Genomic DNA, 20,029 nt, shown 5'->3' on the forward strand with positions numbered 1-20,029 from the left:
CTTCTCTGGTGGCATCTTATTGCGGCGGCTTGTCGAACTTCTTGACCACCTCCGCCCATTTCACGATATCGCCGCGGAGGAATTTGTCGAATTCGGCTGCAGTCATTGACATAGGGACGACGCCCTGCTGCATCCATAGTTTTATGATGTCAGGTCGCTTCACAATGTCGTTCACGGCCGCATTGAGTTTGTCGATGATCGGCTTTGGCGTACCCGTCGGCGCCATCAAGCCGAGCCAGATCGTGGCCTCGTAGCTAGGAATGCCGGCCTCGATCACCGTCGGCGCGTTGGGCAGAACGGTCGAACGCGTCTTGCCGGTCGTCGCCAGTGCACGCACTTGGTTTTCCGCGACGTTCGGGGCCATCGCCGGGACCGCGTCGATCATCATCTGAACCTGGCCGCCGATCACGCCGCTGCGCGCCTCGCCGCTGTTACGATAAGGCACGTGCACGAGGTCAATGCCGGCCATGGCTTTAATCAGCTCGCCTGCCATGTGGTATGGCGTGCCCTGGCCGGACGAAGCGTAGTTCAGTTTACCGGGCTGCGATTTGGCGAGCGCGATGAATTCCTGCAGTGTCTTCGCCTGCACGGACGGGTGAACCACGATGACGAGGTCGGAATAGTTGACCGGCGCGATCGGCGCGAGGTCGCGCATCAGTTCGTATTTGCGTTGCGGCACCAGCGATTCATTCGCCGTTTGGGTGTTCGACATCATCAGCAGCGTGTAGCCATCCGGCGGCGACTTGACGACGTCCTGCGTGCCGATCACGCCGCCGGCGCCGGTGCGGTTCTCGATCACGAAGGCCTGCCCAAAGCTTTCCTGCAGGATGCTGCCGATCTGCCGGGCGGTGACGTCGGCCGGCCCTCCGGCGCCGAAGGGCACGATCACCTTCACCGGCCGCGACGGATAATCCTGCGATTGCGCTGGCGCGCTTGGGGACGATATTGCGAGCAGAGTTGCAGCCAGCGCCAATGCAATCCTTGGGCTCGTCATCTCTCCGTCCCCTGAATTCAGTGTTTGTTGCTTGCCGCTAGTCTAGCTGCAACGCGAATGGGCTGTCGACGAAAGAGTCGCTGCGCGCCTTCGGAATAAAGGGCAATGTCCGGGTACCGGACCAGCAAGCACGAAGCCACCGGGAGAAGGCCCCGCAGAATGGGCCTGACAAGAACGCAAATGGAAACGCCAATGAGGAATTCGATTTCTCGGCGCAAACTGCTAGCCGGCACGGGCGCCGTTCTCGCAGGCGCAGCATTTTCCACGCGCGTCATGGCAGCCGCGCCGCCGCCGGAAGCGGTCACGCCCGCGCTGATCGAGGCGGCGAAGAAGGAAGGCAAGGTCATCTATTACACCTCGACCGACTTGCCGGTCGCGGAGAAGCTGGCCAAGGCGTTCGAGGCGAAATATCTGGGCATTGCGGTGCGTGTCGAGCGCACCGGCGCGGAGCGCTTGTTCCAGCGTATCGGCCAGGAATATTCCAGCAACATCCACGCCGTCGACATCGTGAATTCATCCGACGCCGCGCATTTCATCGTCTGGAAGCGTGACGGCATTCTGGCGCCTTACGTGCCGGAAGACGTCGCAAAATTCTATCCGGCGGAGCACAAGGATCCGGACGGTCAGTTTGCGAGCTTCCGCATCTGGCTCAGCATCATTGCCTACAACATTAATCTGGTGAAAGCGGGGGACGCGCCGAAGAGTTTGCCGATCTGCTCGATCCCAAATGGAAGGGCAAGATCGTCAAGGCGCACCCGGGCTACAGCGGCACCATCATGACCGCGACCTACCAGATGCTGCGCGATCTCGGCTGGAGCTTTTTCGAGAAGCTCGCCAGGCAGAACATCATGCAGGTGCAGTCGTCGGCCGATCCGCCGAAAAAACTCGATCTCGGCGAGCGCGCGGTGATGGCCGACGGCAATGAATACAACATCTTCCAGATGAGGGAGGCAGGTCGTCCGGTCGAGCCGATTTATGCCACGGAGGGCTCGCCGCTGATTATCGGGCCGAACGGCGTCTTCAAGGATGCACCCAATCCCAACGCGGCAAGACTGTTCCAGTCGTTCAGTCTCAGCAGGGAGGCCCAGCAATTGATCATCGATGTCGGGTGCATTCTCAAACCGTCGAGAAGGCAGGGCGCAAGCCGCTCAAGGACATCAAGACCATGAAGGACGACGCCGCGGCAGTAGAAAAGGAAAGCGAGGCCATCAAGGCGCGCTACACCAAGATCTTCCGCATTTGACCGGGATGGCCTCCGGACTGCCCAGGATTTCGGTCGCCGAAACGCTTGCCGAAAGGATCGCCGCACTGAGGTCCGGCGCGTTACCGGCTGAAACCGTCCGCAAATGCGAGGACCTGCTGATCGACGTGGTCGGCCTGTGCGTTACCGCGCGCAACGAGGACTACATCGGAAGTGCGCTGGCCGGTTGCGACGATGATGGTCCCTGCACGGCGATCGGGCACGAGCGCACGCTGAGCGCGGCCGGCGCCGCCTTCGTCAACGGCACCGCCACGCATGGCGAGGACTCCGACGACACTTTTGAGGGTGGTCCGGTGCATGCCGGCGCCGTGATTGTCCCGGCAGTGCTTGCCGCCTGCGAGCGACACAACCCGGATTGCCGCATGGCGCTGATCGGGATTGCGGTCGACACCGAAGTGCTGTGTCGGTTGAGTCTCGTGTTACCCAAGCGGTTCACGAGGCGGGCTTTCACCCGACTGCGGTCTTCGGCGCGATGGGCGCTGCCGCCGGAGTCGGTGCAGCGCTTGGCCTCAACGCCAGGCAGATCGTCGATGCGCTCGGTATCGCCGGCAGCATGGCCGGCGGCATCATCGAATACCTCGCCGAAGGCGCCTGGACCAAGCGGCTGCACGCTGGATGGGCGGCGCAATCCGGCATCCGAGCGGCGCTGTTGGCGCGGGGAGGGTTCGTCGGGCCGCGCACCGTATTCGAGGGTGTGCACGGCTTGTTTCATGCCTTCGCACACACCACCGATGGCGACTATGGCGCGCTGACCGGCGATTTCGGTACGCGCTGGGTCACGGACACACTGGCGTTCAAGCCCTATCCATGCGGAACGATGGCGCAGCCCTATATCGATTGCGCGCGCCGATTGGCCGCACGTGGCGTAAGACTGGAGGATGTCGCCGAGATCGTCTGCGAGGTGGCAGAGGGAACGGTGCATCGGCTATGCGAGCCGCTGGCCGACAAGCAGCATCCGCGCAACGGCTATGCGGCAAAATTCGCCGTGCCTTATCTGTTGGCCACCGGCTTCGTGCATGGCGGGGTGGGGCTTGCCGCGTTCACCGAAAGCGCGATCCGCGATCCGCAAGTGCTGGCGCTCGCCGCCAAGGTGAAATTCGTGATCGACCCGGACAATCCCTATCCGAATAATTACACCGGCCACATCCGCGCCACGCTCCGCGACGGCAGCGTGGTGGAAGAGCGGCAGCCGTATCTGCGCGGCGGTGCGCAGGAGCCGTTGACGCGGCAGGACGTGACCGACAAGTTCCTGCTCAACGCCGAGCATGGCGGCTGGAGCGCCGCGCAAAGCGACGCGGCGTTGAAGCTGATAGCGGGGCTGTATGATGGCCAGATCGATCTTTCCTCATTGCGCGGATAGCGGCTCATGACCAAAGAACTCGCCGGCAAAGTCGCTATTGTCACCGGCGCAGGCCGCAATATCGGCCGCGCGATCGCGCTGACCGTGGCGGAAGGCGGCGCGTTCGTCGTGGTGAACGCGCGCAGCAACCGCGCCGAAGCGGAGGCAGTCGCCCAGGAGATCGAGGCCACCGGCAGTAACGCGGTGGTTCATATCGGCGACGTCGCTGATGCTAACGCAGTGCAGGCCATGGTGGATGCCGCCGTGCAGCAATTCGGCCGTATCGATATCCTCATCAACAACGCCGCGCTGCGGCGCGAAAAGCCGTTCGCCGAGATGGACTATGCGGCGTGGCGCGAAATCCTCGACGTGACCCTCGATGGCGCTTTTCACTGCGTGAAGGCCTGCCTGCCGGCGGTGCGAAAATCCGGCGCGGGGACCATCGTCAATATCGGCGGCCTCAGCGCGCACACGGGGGCAAAAAATCGCGCGCATGTGGTGACGGCGAAGGCCGGCATCATCGGCTTGACCCGCGCGCTGGCGCACGACGTCCTGATGACGGCATCACCGTGAACTGCGTGGTTCCCGGCCTGATCGGTACGCCGCGGCCGAAGGATAAGCCGGAGCCGGCGCATCACTTGACCCGTCCGGCCATCAGTGGCAATCGGGGAGTGCCGGAAGACGTCGCCGCAACCGTGCATTTCCTGTGCGGGCCTAGCACGCGCTACATCAACGGGCAGGCGATCCATACCAATGGCGGCGCCTATTTGGGCGCCTGATGCATGGCTAAAGGCCGTTTTTGCAGACGTACTGTCGGACAAACCCTCTCGGCGACCGCGGTGTTTGATGTTACCTAGAAACGCATGAACCAGCATGCCAAGATCGATATCCGCCACTCCACCTGTCCGCACGATTGCCCGTCGGCCTGTGCGCTCGATATCGAAGTGATCGACGGGCGCTCGATCGGCCGGGTCCGCGGCTCCAAGCAGCAGACCTATACGGCGGGCGTGGTCTGCGCCAAGGTGGCGCGCTACGCCGAGCGCATTCATCATCCCGACCGGCTGCTCTACCCGATGCGCCGCACCGGACCGAAAGGCTCCGGTCAGTTTGCGCGGATTTCCTGGGATGAGGCGCTGGACGAAGTCGCGGCGCGGTTCGATCAGGCCGAGCGTGAATTCGGTGCTGAGTCGGTCTGGCCCTATTACTATGCCGGTACCATGGGGCTCGTCATGCGCGACGGCATCAATCGCCTGGCGCATGTAAAGAAGTATTCGCGCTTCTACTCGACGATCTGCGCCAACATCGCGCGTGTCGGTTTCGCCATCGGCACTGGCAAAATCGCCGGCGTCGATCCGCGCGAGATGGGCGTCTCCGATCTCGTCGTGATCTGGGGCACCAATCCGGTGAATACGCAGGTCAACGTGATGACGCATGCCTCGCGCGCCCGCAAGGAGCGCGGCGCGAAAATCGCGGCGATCGACGTCTACAACAACGACACCATGAAGCAGGCCGATATCAAGATATTGCTTCGGCCGGGGACCGACGGCGCGTTCGCCTGCGGCGTCATGCACGTGCTGTTCCGCGAAGGGTACGCGGATCGCGCCTATATGGATCGTTATACTGACTGCCCTGACGAACTCGAGGCGCATCTGGCGACGCGCACGCCGGAATGGGCTTCGAACATCTCGGGCGTACCGGTCGAGGAGATCGAGGCGTTTGCGCGCATTGTCGGCCAGACCAAGCGTGCGTTCTTCCGCCTCGGCTATGGCTTCACTCGCAGCCGCAACGGTGCCACGCAGATGCATGCGGCGCTGTGCATCCCGGCGGTGACGGGTGCCTGGCAATACGAAGGCGGCGGCGCATTCTTCAACAATGCTTCGATCTGGCAGTTCAACGAATCCATCATCGAGGGCCACGATGCGATCGATCCGACGACCCGCTGGCTCGACCAATCAAAAATCGGACGCATTCTGACCGGCGATGCCGACGCCTTGAAAGGCGGCGGTCCCGTCAAGGCAATGTTGATTCAGAACACCAATCCCGTGACGGTCGCCCCCGAACAGGCGCTGGTGCGCCGGGGCTTTGCGCGCGAGGACCTGTTCGTCGCGGTGCATGAGCAGTTCATGACCGAGACGGCGGTCATGGCCGACATCGTGCTTCCAGCCACAATGTTCATGGAACATGATGACCTCTATTACGGCGGCGGCCACCAGCATATTTCGGTGGGCGCGAAGCTGATCGATCCGCCCGGCGAGTGCCGTTCCAACCATGAGGTGCTGCAGGGCCTCGGCCGCCGCCTCAATGCCGTGCATCCCGGATTTGAGATGACGCCGCGCGAACTGATCGACACGACGCTGAAGAGGAGCGGTCACGGCGATATCGAGACGCTGGAGGCGGATATTTGGCGCGATATCCAGCCGGATTTTCGAACCTCCCATTATCTCGACGGTTTTGCGCACCAGGACAAGAAGTTCCACTTCAAGGCCGATTGGGCGAATCCTCCGTCCGGTAAGCCTGGCCTCGGTCCGTGGGAGCAGATGCCGTCGCTGCCGGACCACTGGACGGTCATCGAGGAAGCCGATGAGGCTCATCCGTTCCGGCTCGCCACCAGTCCGTCGCGCAGCTTCCTCAATACCAGCTTCAACGAAACCCCGTCGTCGATCGCGCGCGAGGGCAGTCCGACCGTCATGATCCATCCCGAGGATGCGGTGTCACTCGGGATTGCTGACGGCGATTCCGTCACGCTTGGCAACACGCGCGGCGAAACGACGTTGACCGCGCGGCTATTCGACGGCCTGCGCCGTGGCGTGCTGGTCGCGGAATCCATTCATCCCAACAAGGCTCATATCGGTGGTCACGGCATCAACATGCTGACCGGAGCCGAAGCCGTCGCGCCGGTCGGCGGCGCGGCGTTTCATGACAACAAGGTCTGGGTGAAAAAGGCGACGTCAGCCAGTGGGCGCAAGAGTTAGATCGCTCTTGCAGTCCATCGTCATCCTGCCGCAAATGCTTGCCAGCATTTGACGAAAAGGCGAGCGGGACCATGACCGACCACAAAAGCGTAATCTGCGAAAAGCGCGGGCAGGCGTTCTGGATCACCATCAACCGCCCGGACAAGCGTAACGCCATCAATGCCGATGTGGTCGCCGGCATCGCCCGCGGCTATCGCGACGCGCATGACGACAAGGACGTGCGCGTCATCGTGCTGACGGGGGCAGGCGACAAGGCGTTTTGCGCCGGCGCCGATCTGCAGAACAGCGGTGCCGCCTTCGCGATGGATTATTCGCGACCGAATGTCGACTACGCCGATCTGCTGCGGCTGTCGCAAAACGCCACCAAGCCGGCGATTGCGCGGGTGGGGGGCGTCTGCATGGCCGGCGGTATGGGGCTGTTGTGCATGACCGACATGGCGGTCGCCGCCGATCACGTCATCTTCGGTTTGCCCGAGGTGAAGGTGGGCGTGTTCCCGATGCAGGTGCTGAGCCTGCTGCAGTCGATCGCGCCGAAGCGGCTGGTCAGCGAGTGGTCACTGACCGGTGAGCCGTTTGATGCGGGCGCGGCACAGGCTGCCGGGCTCCTGAACTACGTGGTACCGGCGGCCGAGCTCGACGCCAAGGTCGACTGGCTGGTCAGCCGCATCGTCGACAAGTCGCCGACGGCGATCCGCCGCGGCAAATATGCGATGCGCGCCATCGCCTCGATGTCGTTCGACGAAAGCATCGCCTATACCGAAAGCCAGATCGCGCTGTTGGCGATGACGGAGGACGCCAAGGAAGGCCTCAAAGCGTTCAGTGAGAAGCGCAAGCCGTCCTGGCCGGGCCGGTAATCAGCCCACGCTGGCCTTCAGTCCGGCAGCCTCGATGCCGGCGACGGCGCAGATTTCGTCATTGTCGGAGGTGTCGCCGCTGACGCCGACGGCGCCGAGCAGGCCGCCGTCACCCTGGATCAGCACGCCGCCCGGCACTGGCACCAGGCGACCTTGCGCCAGCGCGTTCACCGCGCTGACAAAGTAGGCCTGTTCTTGCGCGCGCTGGAACAACGCCCGCGATCCCATGCCCATCGCAAGTGCGCCATAGGCCTTGCCGTGTGCAATCTCGGCCCGCATCAGGCTGGTGCCGTCCTGCGCCGCCGTGACCTTCACGCAGCCGCGGGCGTCCAGAATGGTGATGACCAGCGGCTTCAGCTTCTTCTCGACGCCTTTGGCAAGCGCGGCATCGAGAATCTTGCGGGCGACGTCGAGAGTGAGCTCAGCCATAAATGAATTCCTTTGCGATTAGGCGGGATTAACGGTTGGATTGCGCGCTGTCGAGGCTCATCGCCAGTACGCGGGAGACGTGAAGCGGTGCACGGTTCGTGCCATCCTTGATCTGATGGCGGCATGAGGTGCCGTCGGCAACGATCAGCGTGGCGGTATCGGCGCGGCGCACCGCCGGTAGCAGCGACAGTTCAGCCATCCCCATCGAGGCCTGATAGGTGTCGGCGCCGTAGCCGAAGGCGCCAGCCATGCCGCAGCAGCTCGACTCGATAGTTTCGACACCGAGCTCGGGAATGAGACGCAGCACCTTCTCGACAGGCTTGAGTGCGCCGAATGATTTTTGGTGGCAGTGCCCATGCACCAACGCTTTCGTCGGCATGGCGCCAAGCGGCAGCTTGAGGCGGCCGGCTTCGGCCTCGCGTACCAGGAATTCCTCGAACAGCAATGCGTGCGCGCTGACGCTCTTGGCATCATTGTCCGATCGCAGCGAGAGCAATTCGTCGCGCAGCGTCAGGAGACAGCTCGGCTCCAGTCCGACGATTGGCACGCCGCGTGCAGCGAATGGCGCATAGGTGACGACCAGCCGGTTCAATTCGCTGCGCGCCTGATCGACCAGACCCGCCGAAAGGAAGGTTCGCCCGCAGCACAGCGGGCGGTCGCCCTCCGTGGGCCCTGGAATGTGCACGCGGTATCCGCCCTCAACCAGCACACGCAAGGCGGCATCGAGATTCTCGCGCTCATAGATGCGATTAAACGTGTCGGCGAACAGCACGACCTCGCGGCCATCTGCCGGACCGAAGACCTCGGCTTCCGGCTTGAATACGTCGCGGCGGAACGCGGGCAGGGCGCGCTTCGCGCTGATGCCGGCAAATTTCTCGAACAATTTGCGCAATAGCGGACTGCTGTTGCGGCAGTTGGCGATCGAAGCGAAGCGGGACGCCAGGTCCGCGTAGCGCGGCAGATAGCCGACCAGCCGGTCGCGCAACGAAAGACCATGTTTTGCCGCGCGTGCAGCCAGCACCTCGATCTTCATCTTGGCCATGTCGACGCCCGTCGGGCATTCATGACGACAAGCCTTGCAGGACACGCAGAGTTTCAGCGTCTCCATCATTTCATCCGAAGCCAGCGCGTCAGGACCCAACTGTCCCGAGATCGCCAGCCGCAGCGTATTGGCGCGGCCTCGCGTGACGTCCTTCTCATTGCGGGTCGCGCGATAGGACGGGCACATCACACCACCCTCGAGCTTCCGGCAGGCGCCGTTGTTGTTGCACATCTCGACTGCGCCCTGAAAGCCGCCGCCGGCGCCGGGATAAGCCGACCAGTCGAGCGCGGTCTTTAGTTCGGCGACGCGATAGTCCGGCCGATAACGGAACAGCGAACGGTCGTCCATCTTCGGCGGATCGACGATCTTGCCGGGATTGAGCAAATTGTCCGGGTCGAAGCGCTGCTTGACCTCCCTGAAATCGGCAACAATGCGCGAGCCGAACATCGCTTCGTGAAATTCGGAGCGAACCAGTCCGTCGCCATGCTCGCCGGAGTGCGAGCCCTTGTACTCGCGCACCATCTCGAATGTCTCTTCGGCGATGGCGCGCATCGCCTTGACGTCCTTCTCAAGCTTCAAATTGAGGACGGGCCGCACATGCAGGCAGCCTTCGGAGGCATGCGCATACATGGTGCCGCGCGTGCCGTGCTTGGCGAAGATGGCGTTGAGCCGCTCGGTGTAGTCGGCGAGGTGCGGCAGTGGCACGGCGCAATCCTCGACGAAGGAGACAGGCTTGCCCTCCTGCTTCATCGACATCATCACGTTAAGGCCGGCGGCGCGGAAATCGGCGATGCCAGTCTGCAAGCTTGGCTCCGTGATCTCGACCACGCCGCCCCATTTGCGCTGCGGCCTGTCCCAGCCAAAGCCGAGATCGGCCATCAATTCGCCGAGCTGTTTCAGGCGATGCAAATTCTCGGCCTGATCTTCCTCGGCGAATTCGACGACCAGCACCGCATCGGGATCGCCGCGCACCGCCGTGGCGATGATCGGCTGGAACATCGCGATCTCGCGGCCGAGCGCAATCATGGTGCGGTCGACCAGTTCCACCGCGATCGGCCGCAGCTTCACCAGATGCTGGGCTGCATCCATCGCCTCGTAGAAGCTGCCGAAATGGCAGACGCCGAGCACCTTGTTGCCGATCACAGGCCACAGCTTGAGCTCGACCTGCGTTGTGAAGGCAAGCGTGCCCTCGGAGCCGACCAACAGATGAGCCATGTTGTTCGGCGCATTGCTCGGCACCAGCGCATCGAGATTGTAGCCGCCGACGCGGCGCTGCACCTTTGGAAACCGCTCGGATATCTTGGCGGCCTCGCGCTCGCCGAGATCGAGCATGTCGCGGAACAGCGCAAGCCCGCTCTGGGGCGAATTCACCCGCGCGAGATCCCGCGGCACCTCGCCGAAATGCAAAAGCGTGCCGTCGGCCAGCGCCGCATCCATCGACAGCGTGTTGTCGCGCGTGGTGCCGTAACGCAGCGAACGGCCGCCGCAGGAATTGTTGCCGGCCATCCCGCCGATGGTGGCGCGGGAGGCGGTCGAGACGTCGACCGGAAACCACAGCCCGTGCTTCTTGAGCTGGCGGTTGAGATCATCGAGCACGATGCCGGGCTCGACCACACAGGTACGGCTCTCCACATCGAGCGAGAGGATGCGGTTCAGGTGTTTGGAGAAGTCGACAACGATCCCGTCGTTGACCGTCTGGCCGCACTGCGACGTCCCGCCGCCACGCGGGGTGACGATCCGGCCCTCATCCTTCGCGATGGCAAGTGCCCGCAGCGCCTCATCCATAGTCCGGGGAACCACCACGCCGAGCGGCAGGATTTGATAGAAGGAGGCGTCAGTCGCGTAGCGGCCGCGGTTGAACGCGTCGAACAGGACGTCGCCCGCCATGTTTGACCGCAAACGTCGCTCAAGCGTTGAGGCGTTCTTCATCCCAAATCCAAAGTGATCCAAGAGGGGTTACCCCTTCGACACGGTTATGCACTTTTTCATCGAATGAACTAGCTTATGAATTCATAATCGGCAAGGTTAACCCTCCGCAGCCGTGGCTGCGGTGGCGTCCCGTGCTTCAGCCAAGTGCTCGATAGCGGCGGTCCGCTTGTTACGCAAATGCTGGAACAGGATGTCGCTCAACTCGCTTCCGGCGCGGCGCCGCAGCGCATCCAGGATCGCTTCGTGCTCGCGCATGGCCTCTGCCCAGCGCTGCCGCTTGCGGGCAAAGTTAGCGGAGTAGCGGACACGGCGAATCCGGCCGGCGAAGTTGGCGTAGGCCGTGCGCAGGGTCTCGTTGCGCGCGGCGGTGACGATGCTCTCGTGGATGCGCTGGTTGATCTGAAAATAGCCCTGCATGTCGCGGTGCAGGTAGTGGCCGTACATTTTGTAGTGCAGCCGCTCGATTTCCACGATTTCCTCGTCGGTGATGGCTTCGCAGGCAAGGCGCCCGGCCAGGCTTTCCAGACCGGCCATCACGTCGAAAAGCTCCTCCAGGTCGCGCTGGCTAAGCTGGCGTATCCGCGCGCCGCGGTTGGGCAGGAGTTCGATCAGGCCCTCTGCGGCCAGAACTTTCAGCGCCTCGCGCAGCGGCGTTCTTGAAATGCCGAGCATTTGGCAGAGCTGCCGTTCCGGAACCCGCGCGCCTTCCGGGATGTTGCCTTCAACCACATAGTCGCGAAGGCGCAGCAAAGTTTCCCCGTGCAGTGACGCTTCCTGCCGGTCTATGCCGTTGCCGGACGCGGATTGGGCGATCGGCGCCCCAGCTTCGGGAATCGTGGATTTCATTTGCATAACAGTAGTTTGCGAAATTTACGGCGTCGACGCTCTAAATCGAATTCCAAATTAGCATTGAAAATATAAAAAATGAATGCAAAATGAGGCTGGCATTACCAAGAAGTGGACCTGGTGGGAGGTTTTCATGCAGCAAGGACGGCACTTTCTTCAGATTCCGGGGCCGAGTCCGGTTCCGGACCGCGTTCTTCGCGCGATGGACATGCCCGTGATCGACCACCGCAGCGCCCAGTTCGCCGAACTCGGGCGGGCCGTGCTCGACGGCAGCCAGAAGATTTTCCAGACTTCGGGCCCGGTGGTGATCTTCCCGTCGTCGGGGACAGGGGCCTGGGAAGCCGCCATCGTCAACACCCTGTCGCCTGGCGACAAGGTTCTGATGGTGGAGACCGGCCATTTCGCGACCCTGTGGCGCCAGATGGCGGGACGCTGGGGAATTGACGTCGACTTCTTGCCCGGCGACTGGCGCCGTGGCGCAGACCCTGCGGTCATCGAGGAACGGCTGGCGCGCGACACATCGCATGCGCTCAAGGCCGTGATGGTCGTCCACAACGAAACGTCGACCGGTGCGACCAGCCGGATCGGCGAAATCCGCGCCGCGATGGACCGGGTCGGTCATCCGGCCTTGCTGATGGTTGACACCATCTCTTCGCTGGGATCGGTCGAGTACCGGCACGACGAATGGAAGGTCGACGTCAGCGTAAGCTGCTCGCAGAAAGGGTTCATGTTGCCGCCCGGTTTGGGCTTCAACGCAATCTCGGACAAAGCCCGCGCTGCAGCCAAGACCAGCAAAATGCCGCGGTCGTATTGGGATTGGGAGGAAATGCTGAAGCCGAATGCGAATGGCTTCTTTCCCTATACCCCGGCGACCAACCTGCTCTACGGCCTGCGCGAGGCGATCGCGATGCTACTTGAGGAGGGGCTCGACAAGGTGTTCGCGCGCCATCAGCGGCTTGCCGCTGCTACGCGTGCCGCCGTCAATCACTGGGGACTGGAGGTGCTTTGCCAGGAGCCAAAGGACTTTTCCCCGGTGCTCACCGCCGTGCTGATGCCGCCGGGGCATGACGCGGACCAGTTCCGCAAGGTGGTGCTCGACAACTTCAACATGTCGCTCGGCTCCGGACTGTCAAAGGTGGCAGGCAAGGTATTCCGCATCGGTCATCTCGGCGAATGCAACGAACTGACCTTGCTCGCTGCGCTGACGGGCGTGGAGATGGGATTGTCGGTCGCCGGCATTCCGTACCGGGCTGGCGGCGTCGATGCCGCGATGAAATATCTGGAGCAGCGCCCGCAAGGCAATTCCCCGGCGCATCTCAAGGTCGTCGGCAGCTAGCTGGCGGCTGCCGCCTGCCCTGGGGCGCTGCTCCAGCCCGGCTCCTTATGCATTGACGTGCTGTGTCCGGCGGGCGACAAGCCCGCCAAATGGTGTTATTCGAGCGCCTCGAAACGCCTAGGCTAGACCGGGAAGGACGCCCATGACTGTGCATACTGGAAGGCATTTTCTGCAGATTCCGGGACCGACCAACGTGCCGGACCGGGTGCTGCGCGCCATGGACATGCCGACCATGGACCACCGGGGTCCCGAGTTCGCCGAGGTTGGTCATGCCGTGCTGGCGGCCATGCAGCGGGTGTTTCGCACCAAGCAGCCGGTAATCATCTATCCGTCGTCCGGCACGGGCGCATGGGAGGCGGCACTCGTCAATACGCTGCAGCCGGGCGACAAGGTGCTTATGGCGGAGACCGGGCAGTTTGCCGTGCTGTGGCACGGCATTGCCGACAAGTTCAAGCTTGAGGTGGACTTCATTCCTGGTGACTGGCGACGTGGCGCCGACCTTGAGCAGATCGAGGCGCGGCTGTCGGCCGACAAGGCGCACAAGATCAAGGCCGTGTGCGTGGTCCACAACGAGACCTCGACCGGCTGCGTCACCCATCCGCAGGACGTCCGCAAGATTCTCGACCGCGTCAACCATCCCGCGCTGCTGATGGTCGACACCATCTCTGGCCTGGGCTCGCTGGAATATGAGCACGACGGCTGGGGCATCGACGTGTCGGTCGCCGGATCGCAAAAGGGCCTGATGCTGCCGCCGGGTCTCGGCTTCAACGCCATCTCGGAAAAGGCGCTAGCGGTGGCGAAGGCCAATCCCGCGATGCGCTCTTATTGGGACTGGCAGGAAGTCATCGCGATCAACAAGGCGGGCACCTGGCCCTACACGCCGGCAACGAACCTGCTGTTCGGGCTGCGCGAAGCGGTCAAGATGCTCGAAGAGGAGGGCCTCGAGAACGTCTTCGCCCGCCACAAGCGCCACAGTGCCGCTACGCGCGCGGCCATCAAGGTATGGGGGCTGGAAACGCAATGTCAGGAGCAGGGCGCACATTCGCCCGCGCTGACCGGCGTCGTCATGCCGGAAGGCCATGACGCCGACAACTTCCGCAAGGTCGTGCTGGAAAACTTCGACATGTCGCTCGGCACCGGCCTGAACAAGATCAAGGGCAAGGTGTTCCGGATCGGCCATATCGGACACTTCAACGACCTGATGCTGATGGGCACGCTGTCGGGTGTCGAGATGGGTCTCGATCTCGCCAAGGTGCCGCATCGCGGCGGTGGCGTGTTGGCGGCGATGGAAGTGCTCAAGGGACGCGATGTCGTGGAGATGGCCGCCGTCGCCTGAGCCTGTTTGACCGAAACAAAAATAGAGAGAGCTGCGATGAACGCTCCGGTAGCTTCGACCGAAGACCTGATCTATTCCGTCGAGGACGGCATCGCCCGGCTGACGTTCAACCGTCCGCAGGCGCGCAACGCGCTGACCTTTGCCATGTACGAGCAGATGGCGGCGATCTGCGAGACCATCAACAATGATCGCTCGATCAAGGCGATGATCTTGACCGGCGCCGGCGACAAGGCGTTCGCATCGGGCACCGACATTTCGCAGTTCCGCGCCTTCAAGACCGCACAGGACGCGCTTGACTATGAGGCGCGGATCGACCGCGTGCTTGGTGCGCTGGAAGCCTGCCGGGTGCCGACGATCGCGGCGATTGCCGGCGCCTGCACTGGCGGCGGGGCTGGGATTGCGGCGTGCTGCGACATCCGCATCGGTACCGAAACAACGCGGATGGGTTTTCCGATCGCGCGTACCCTCGGCAATTGCCTGTCGATGTCCAATATCTCCAGGCTCGTTTCGCTGGTCGGTCCGGCGCGCACAAAGGACCTGATCTTCAAGGCGCGGCTGGTCGAGGCGCCGGAAGCGCTGGCGCTCGGGCTGCTCAATGAGGTGGTGCCCGATGTCGCAACGTTGCAGCGCCGCGCCGACGAGACTGCGAAACTCGTTGCGAGCCATGCGCCAATCACGCTCGAAGTGACCAAGGAAGCAGTGCGCCGCATCCGGCGGACATTGACGCGTGACGAGGGCGAGGACCTGATCCTGCGCGCCTATATGAGCGAAGACTTCCGCGAGGGAATGGACGCGTTCCTCAACAAGCGCTCGCCGAACTGGAAGGGCAAATAGGGTACCCAAGCGTTCAGAACCGCTCACTATGGCTTGGCGGCCTTTTTGGCCAATTCCATACTGAGGTCGAGCGCCGCGATACCTATTCTGTCTGAGGGCGTGGTGAGGCAACGTTGATCCATCCACGCGATGATCGCATCGAAGTCGCCGCCACCCACCATGTCCCGCTCGCCGCTGATGTTCAGGCCGCTGATAAATCCAACCAGCCAGGATTCAAAGCTTCCTTTGACGACCGCATTCTTCTTGCGGTTGGTCCAAGCCGTGCAGGTTTGAGAGCCCGCACCAATTATTGAGGAGCCGGCGTCCGCGGTGGTGGCAAGACAAGCCAGGAGAAAACCAATCGCGAACGCTTTCATGTTTTTTCGCCGACCATTATTCGTCGGATCGCAGCGCAACCGGGCGGCTACTTCTTGAGGCAAAGACCGACGGCCGGACCGGTGCCGCACTTGGCGCCATCGGGAGCACCGCCGGACGGACAGAACACCGACACCAGGTTTTCATTTGCATCGCAGCCGACCTCGCCGCTGGCCTGAACCGACCTGATGGAAGTGCCAGCCGGTCCGGGATCGCCTTTCGGACCGGGCACACCCTGCGGTCCCTGTGGCCCTTGGGGACCCTGTTGCCCTTGAGGGCCGGGCACGCCTTGCAAGCCCTGTACGCCCTGCGGCCCGGCCGGTCCCTGTGGGCCGGTATCCCCTTTCGGTCCTGGATCCCGTCCGCACCCCGCGAGGGTCAGCGCCGCACCCATGAGGGCGGTCATCAAAATCCTTCTCATTCAGTCTCTCCTCCCGATGTTTCTGTAGCGTGCATTAAATGGGCTCACTCGCCGCCGCACAACGGAAAAGCGGCGAGATTGAATTCGGCTGTTCGTAGTAGCCGCGGCGCTCCTGCTGGAAGGATTTGCACCTGATGCGAAAGTCATGATGCGAAAGTCATGGGCGGCGCATTGCGGTGCAGCTTGAACTCTGATCGGTTCGCTCGCAAGATGTGGCAACCAGACAGATCTGATTTTCCAGGTCTTGCAAAATACATAGGGAAGAAACCCGTGGGACAGATCCTCAAAGCCGCGGCCGTCTTGACGGCCCTGATCGCAACCACCCCTGCGTTCGCCGCTTGGGAGCCAACCAAGCCGGTGGAAATCGTGGTCGCAGCCGGCGCCGGCGGTGCCTCCGACCAGATGGCGCGTATGATGCAGGCGGCGATCCAAAAGAACAACCTGATGAAGCAGCCAATGGTTGTGTCGCTCAAGGGCGGGGCGTCCGGCGCCGAGGCGCTGATGTACATGAAATCCAGCGACGGCGATCCCAACAAGGTGCTGGTCGCCTATTCCCTGATCTACATGCTGCCGCTGTCGGCCAAGATCCCGTTCAACTGGCGTGACCTGACGCCGGTGTCGGTGGTCGCGCTCGACCAGTTCGTACTGTGGGACAATGCCGACGGCCCCAAGACGGTGAAGGATTTCATCGCGGCCGCCAAGGCGGCGAGCTCGCCGTTCAAGATGGGCGGCACCGGCTCCAAGCGCGAGGACCATGTATTGACGGTTTTCATGGAGCAGAAGACCGGCGCGAAGTTCTCCTATCTGCCCTACAAGTCCGGCGGCGAGGCGGCGACGCAGCTCGTTGGCAAGCACACCGAAGCCAATGTCAATAACCCGTCTGAAAACCTCGAAGTCTGGCGCGCCGGTCAGGTCCGCGCGCTGTGCGTGTTCGACAAGGAGCGCATTTCCTACAAAACCAAGGTCACGGGGACGCAATCCTGGAACGACGTCCCGACCTGCAAGGAGGAAGGGCTCGACGTGCAGTACCTGATGCTGCGCGCGATGTTCCTGCCCGGCAAGGTGACGCCGGAGCAGCAGGCGTTCTATGTCGACCTTTTCCAGAAGGTGACGCAGACGCCGGAATACAAGGACTACATGGAGAAGCAGGCGCTCAAGCCGATCTTCCTCACCGGCAAGGACATGCTGAAATTCCTCGAAGAGGACGACAAGCTGAATGCCTCGCTGATGAAGGAAGCGGGCTTCGTCGCGAAGTAGCGCGCTTGATCGTTTTGACGCGTTTTCTTCACGCGAACCGGTGTCCACCCCCGGATCAGGTCCGAGGGCATGCTTCGCTCGAAACGCTATGGCAACCGTTACTCCTCCGCGTGGCCGTAGCCGGCCATGCGGAGGCGGACTTTTTCGATTTCCGCACTTGACAGCAATGGCGGCGTGCCGATCTGCAGGCAGCCGTGATACTGCCGCGCCAGCGTTTCGACCTCGACCGCAAGCCACATCGCCTTCGACAGCGACGGCCCGATCGCGATCATGCCGTGATGTTCGAGCAGGCAGGCCAGCCGTCCCTCCAGCGCGCGGACGGCGTGTTCGGAGAGCTCCTGGGTGCCGAAGGTCGCATATGGCGCGCAGCGGATGGTGTCGCCACCGGCGACGGCCACCATGTAGTGCACCGACGGAATCTCCATGCCCATGATCGCCAGCATGGTCGAGTAGGGCGGATGGGCGTGGACGATCGCCTGCACCTCGGGACGGGCCTTGAGGATGTCGCGGTGAAACCGCCACTCGCTCGAAGGGCGCTGGGCGGGATCGTGGTTACCATCGAGGTGCATATAGACGATCTGCTCGGGCTTCATCGCCTCGTAGGGCGTGCTGGTCGGGGTGATCAGCATGCCGTCGCCATGGCGCAGGCTGATATTGCCCGACGTCCCCTGGTTGATGCCGAGCGCATTCATGCGCTGGCAGGCATCTATGATGGATTGACGTTTTTCCCGGTCGTTCCTGGTCGGCATTTTGAGGCCTCTTGCAACCGTGCGACAATGCTTGATTATTGCGGCGCAGTATAGTCGAACATCTTCCGTGTAATCGTAAGTGGGAGAAGTCATGACGCGTGCCGTGCTTGGCATCATCGGCGGATCGGGCATCTACGACCTGCCGGGGCTGGAGGATGTCCGCGAGGAAACCATCAACAGCCCGTGGGGCGAGCCGTCCGCGCCGCTGATGCGCGGCATCATCGCCGGGCTGCCGGTCGCGTTCCTGCCGCGCCATGGCAAGGGACATGTGCTCGCGCCCTCCGACATCAACTACCGCGCCAATATCGACGTGCTGAAACGGGCAGGCGTTACCGACCTGGTTTCGCTGTCGGCCTGCGGCTCCTTCAAGGAGGAACTGCCGCCCGGCACGTTTGTGCTGGTCGATCAGTTCGTCGACCGCACCTACCGCCGTGAATGCTCGTTCTTCGGCAAGGGTTGCGTCGCCCATGTCTCGATGGCCCATCCGGTGTCGCCGCGGCTGCACGTGCATCTGGCGGCAGCGGCCGAGGCTGAGGGGATCGCGGCGGTGCGGGGCGGTACCTATGTCTGCATGGAAGGGCCGCAGTTCTCCAGCCTCGCGGAGAGCCAGATTTTCAAGGCGCAGGGTCATTCGGTGATTGGCATGACCAACATGCCCGAGGCAAAACTCGCCCGCGAGGCCGAGATCTGTTACGCCAGCGTGGCGATGGTCACCGATTATGATTGCTGGCATCCTCACCATGAGGCGGTCACCGTACAGGACATTATTCGCGTGCTGAACTCGAATGCCGGCAAGGCCAAGGCGCTGGTTGCGCGCCTCGCCCGGGATTTCCCGCGCGAGCATGAGCCGTGCCCGATCGGCTCGGACAAGGCGCTGGACACAGCCCTGATCACGGCGCCGGAAGCGCGCGATGCAGAATTGCTCGCCAAGCTCGATGCGGTGGCGGGGAGGGTGTTGAACTCATGAAGGTCGATGGCCGGCATTTTCGCAGCATCTGGCTTGAGGACGACGGCTGGACGGTCGGTGCGATCGACCAGCGGCGATTGCCGCATGAATTCGTGGTGGCGCGTATCGCGAGCGCCGCGGATGCAACCGAGGCTATCCGCTCCATGCTGGTGCGCGGCGCGCCGCTGATCGGCGCGACTGCGGCTTACGGCATGGCGCTCGCCATGCGCACTGACGCTTCCGATGCGGCGCTCGATCGTGCGTATGCCATGCTGCTGGCGGCACGGCCGACGGCAATCAACCTGAAATGGGCGCTCGAGGAGATGGCGCGCTTGCTTCGGCCGCTGACGGCGTCGGAACGCGTCGCGGCAGCCTACCAGCGCGCCGGCGAAATCGCCGATGAGGACGTCGCGATCAACCAGGGGATCGGCCGGCATGGTCTGGCGTTGATCGAACAGATCGCGGCAACAAAGCAGCCGGGCGAGCCGATCAACATCCTGACCCATTGCAATGCCGGCTGGCTCGCGACGGTGGACTGGGGCACGGCCACGGCGCCGATCTACCTTGCCCATGATAGCGGCCTGAAGGTCCATGTCTGGGTCGACGAGACCCGGCCGCGCAATCAGGGCGCTTCGCTGACTGCCTGGGAACTCGGGCACCACGGCGTGCCGCATACGGTGATCGCCGACAACACCGGCGGCCATCTGATGCAGCATCACATGGTCGATCTCGCGATCGTCGGCACCGATCGGGTGACGGCCAGTGGCGATGTCTGCAACAAGATCGGCACCTATCTGAAGGCGCTCGCCGCCCACGACAACGGCGTGCCGTTCTATGTTGCACTGCCGTCGCCCACCATCGATTTCAGCATCGACGACGGCATCAGGCAGATTCCGATCGAGCAGCGCAGCACCGAGGAGGTGGCGACCATGACCGGCCGCACCGCGGACGGGCGCGTCGAGACCGTGCGCGTGGTTCCGGACGGCTCGCCGGTTGCCAATTACGGCTTTGACGTCACGCCGGCGCGGCTGGTGACGGGCTTGATCACCGAACGCGGCCTGCTGCGGCCCGATCGTGCTGCACTTGCGAGCGCATTCCCCGAGCGCAGCGCCGGACATTGACGCCGGCGA

General features: G+C 63.0%; 20 protein-coding genes and 1 pseudogene. 14 read left to right on the forward strand and 7 right to left on the reverse strand.

Annotation, left to right across the window (positions count from 1 at the left end; genetic code table 11):
* Positions 1-16 precede the first annotated feature (16 nt).
* Positions 17-994, reverse strand: coding sequence for a Bug family tripartite tricarboxylate transporter substrate binding protein (locus CQ13_RS19975; RefSeq protein WP_057844552.1), 978 nt, complete (start codon positions 992-994; stop codon positions 17-19).
* A gap of 192 nt (positions 995-1,186) precedes the next feature.
* Here CQ13_RS19975 and CQ13_RS45755 point away from each other — a divergent pair, with 192 nt between their 5' ends.
* From CQ13_RS45755 to CQ13_RS20005, 8 genes and pseudogenes are all read left to right on the forward strand, one after another.
* A complete protein-coding gene (locus tag CQ13_RS45755) occupies positions 1,187-1,774 on the forward strand; it encodes a type 2 periplasmic-binding domain-containing protein (RefSeq protein WP_245309239.1) in 588 nt (195 codons plus the stop codon).
* Positions 1,735-2,163 carry a type 2 periplasmic-binding domain-containing protein gene (locus CQ13_RS45760; protein WP_245309245.1) on the forward strand — a complete coding sequence of 143 codons (429 nt, stop codon included), beginning with the start codon at positions 1,735-1,737 and terminating at the stop codon, positions 2,161-2,163. Before CQ13_RS45755 ends, CQ13_RS45760 begins: the two co-directional genes overlap by 40 nt.
* 79 nt (positions 2,164-2,242) lie before the next feature.
* A pseudogene (locus tag CQ13_RS47175) lies at positions 2,243-2,620 on the forward strand (MmgE/PrpD family protein); the annotation flags it as partial.
* A 35-nt stretch (positions 2,621-2,655) separates the two neighbouring features.
* Complete coding sequence (locus tag CQ13_RS19985; protein WP_197427374.1) at positions 2,656-3,615, forward strand: MmgE/PrpD family protein; 960 nt, start codon at positions 2,656-2,658, stop codon at positions 3,613-3,615.
* A 6-nt stretch (positions 3,616-3,621) separates the two neighbouring features.
* Positions 3,622-4,167, forward strand: coding sequence for an SDR family NAD(P)-dependent oxidoreductase (locus CQ13_RS19990; RefSeq protein WP_057844553.1), 546 nt, complete (start codon positions 3,622-3,624; stop codon positions 4,165-4,167).
* Positions 4,164-4,373, forward strand: coding sequence for an SDR family oxidoreductase (locus CQ13_RS46470; RefSeq protein WP_283807513.1), 210 nt, complete (start codon positions 4,164-4,166; stop codon positions 4,371-4,373). The genes CQ13_RS19990 and CQ13_RS46470 overlap by 4 nt, the downstream gene beginning before the upstream one ends.
* 84 nt (positions 4,374-4,457) lie before the next feature.
* Positions 4,458-6,566, forward strand: a complete 2,109-nt coding sequence (locus CQ13_RS20000; protein ID WP_057844555.1) for a molybdopterin oxidoreductase family protein — start codon at positions 4,458-4,460, stop codon at positions 6,564-6,566.
* Between the two features lie 71 nt (positions 6,567-6,637).
* Entirely contained in the window at positions 6,638-7,420 is a 783-nt protein-coding gene (locus tag CQ13_RS20005) for an enoyl-CoA hydratase/isomerase family protein (protein WP_057844556.1), read from the forward strand.
* Here the strand turns inward: CQ13_RS20005 and CQ13_RS20010 are convergent, their stop codons facing one another.
* From CQ13_RS20010 to CQ13_RS20020, 3 genes are all read right to left on the reverse strand, one after another.
* Positions 7,421-7,849 carry a GlcG/HbpS family heme-binding protein gene (locus CQ13_RS20010; RefSeq protein ID WP_057844557.1) on the reverse strand — a complete coding sequence of 143 codons (429 nt, stop codon included), beginning with the start codon at positions 7,847-7,849 and terminating at the stop codon, positions 7,421-7,423.
* 28 nt (positions 7,850-7,877) lie between these two features.
* The gene (locus CQ13_RS20015; protein ID WP_057844558.1) at positions 7,878-10,820 is read right to left on the reverse strand and encodes an FAD-binding and (Fe-S)-binding domain-containing protein; all 2,943 of its coding nucleotides are present in this window, start codon (positions 10,818-10,820) and stop codon (positions 7,878-7,880) included.
* Positions 10,821-10,916: 96 nt separating this feature from the next.
* Positions 10,917-11,666: a GntR family transcriptional regulator gene (locus tag CQ13_RS20020; RefSeq protein WP_057844559.1), complete on the reverse strand. Its 750-nt coding sequence runs from the start codon at positions 11,664-11,666 to the stop codon at positions 10,917-10,919.
* Positions 11,667-11,799: 133 nt separating this feature from the next.
* Here CQ13_RS20020 and CQ13_RS20025 point away from each other — a divergent pair, with 133 nt between their 5' ends.
* The 3 genes from CQ13_RS20025 (at position 11,800) to CQ13_RS20035 (ending at position 15,172) form a co-directional block, all read left to right on the forward strand.
* A complete protein-coding gene (locus CQ13_RS20025) occupies positions 11,800-13,002 on the forward strand; it encodes a pyridoxal-phosphate-dependent aminotransferase family protein (protein ID WP_057844592.1) in 1,203 nt (400 codons plus the stop codon).
* Positions 13,003-13,144: 142 nt separating this feature from the next.
* On the forward strand, positions 13,145-14,338 hold the full coding sequence (locus CQ13_RS20030) for a pyridoxal-phosphate-dependent aminotransferase family protein (protein WP_057844560.1): 1,194 nt from the start codon (positions 13,145-13,147) through the stop codon (positions 14,336-14,338).
* Between the two features lie 36 nt (positions 14,339-14,374).
* On the forward strand, positions 14,375-15,172 hold the full coding sequence (locus CQ13_RS20035; RefSeq protein ID WP_057844561.1) for an enoyl-CoA hydratase/isomerase family protein: 798 nt from the start codon (positions 14,375-14,377) through the stop codon (positions 15,170-15,172).
* Between the two features lie 26 nt (positions 15,173-15,198).
* On the opposite strand, the gene CQ13_RS20040 is transcribed toward CQ13_RS20035, so the two are convergent.
* Both CQ13_RS20040 and CQ13_RS44505 read right to left on the reverse strand, forming a co-directional pair.
* Positions 15,199-15,528 carry a hypothetical protein gene (locus CQ13_RS20040; RefSeq protein ID WP_057844562.1) on the reverse strand — a complete coding sequence of 110 codons (330 nt, stop codon included), beginning with the start codon at positions 15,526-15,528 and terminating at the stop codon, positions 15,199-15,201.
* 47 nt (positions 15,529-15,575) lie between these two features.
* Entirely contained in the window at positions 15,576-15,947 is a 372-nt protein-coding gene (locus CQ13_RS44505) for a hypothetical protein (RefSeq protein WP_082637550.1), read from the reverse strand.
* Between the two features lie 279 nt (positions 15,948-16,226).
* On the opposite strand from CQ13_RS44505, the gene CQ13_RS20050 reads away from it, so the two are divergent.
* On the forward strand, positions 16,227-17,204 hold the full coding sequence (locus CQ13_RS20050; protein WP_430649701.1) for a Bug family tripartite tricarboxylate transporter substrate binding protein: 978 nt from the start codon (positions 16,227-16,229) through the stop codon (positions 17,202-17,204).
* 98 nt (positions 17,205-17,302) lie between these two features.
* On the opposite strand, the gene CQ13_RS20055 is transcribed toward CQ13_RS20050, so the two are convergent.
* Entirely contained in the window at positions 17,303-17,953 is a 651-nt protein-coding gene (locus CQ13_RS20055; protein WP_057844565.1) for a class II aldolase/adducin family protein, read from the reverse strand.
* Positions 17,954-18,044: 91 nt separating this feature from the next.
* Here CQ13_RS20055 and CQ13_RS20060 point away from each other — a divergent pair, with 91 nt between their 5' ends.
* A complete protein-coding gene (locus CQ13_RS20060; protein ID WP_057844566.1) occupies positions 18,045-18,920 on the forward strand; it encodes an S-methyl-5'-thioadenosine phosphorylase in 876 nt (291 codons plus the stop codon).
* Positions 18,917-20,020, forward strand: coding sequence for an S-methyl-5-thioribose-1-phosphate isomerase (gene mtnA, locus CQ13_RS20065; RefSeq protein WP_057844567.1), 1,104 nt, complete (start codon positions 18,917-18,919; stop codon positions 20,018-20,020). The genes CQ13_RS20060 and mtnA overlap by 4 nt, the downstream gene beginning before the upstream one ends.
* Positions 20,021-20,029: the final 9 nt, after the last annotated feature.

This window comes from Bradyrhizobium retamae (assembly GCF_001440415.1).
GTDB lineage: Bacteria > Pseudomonadota > Alphaproteobacteria > Rhizobiales > Xanthobacteraceae > Bradyrhizobium > Bradyrhizobium retamae.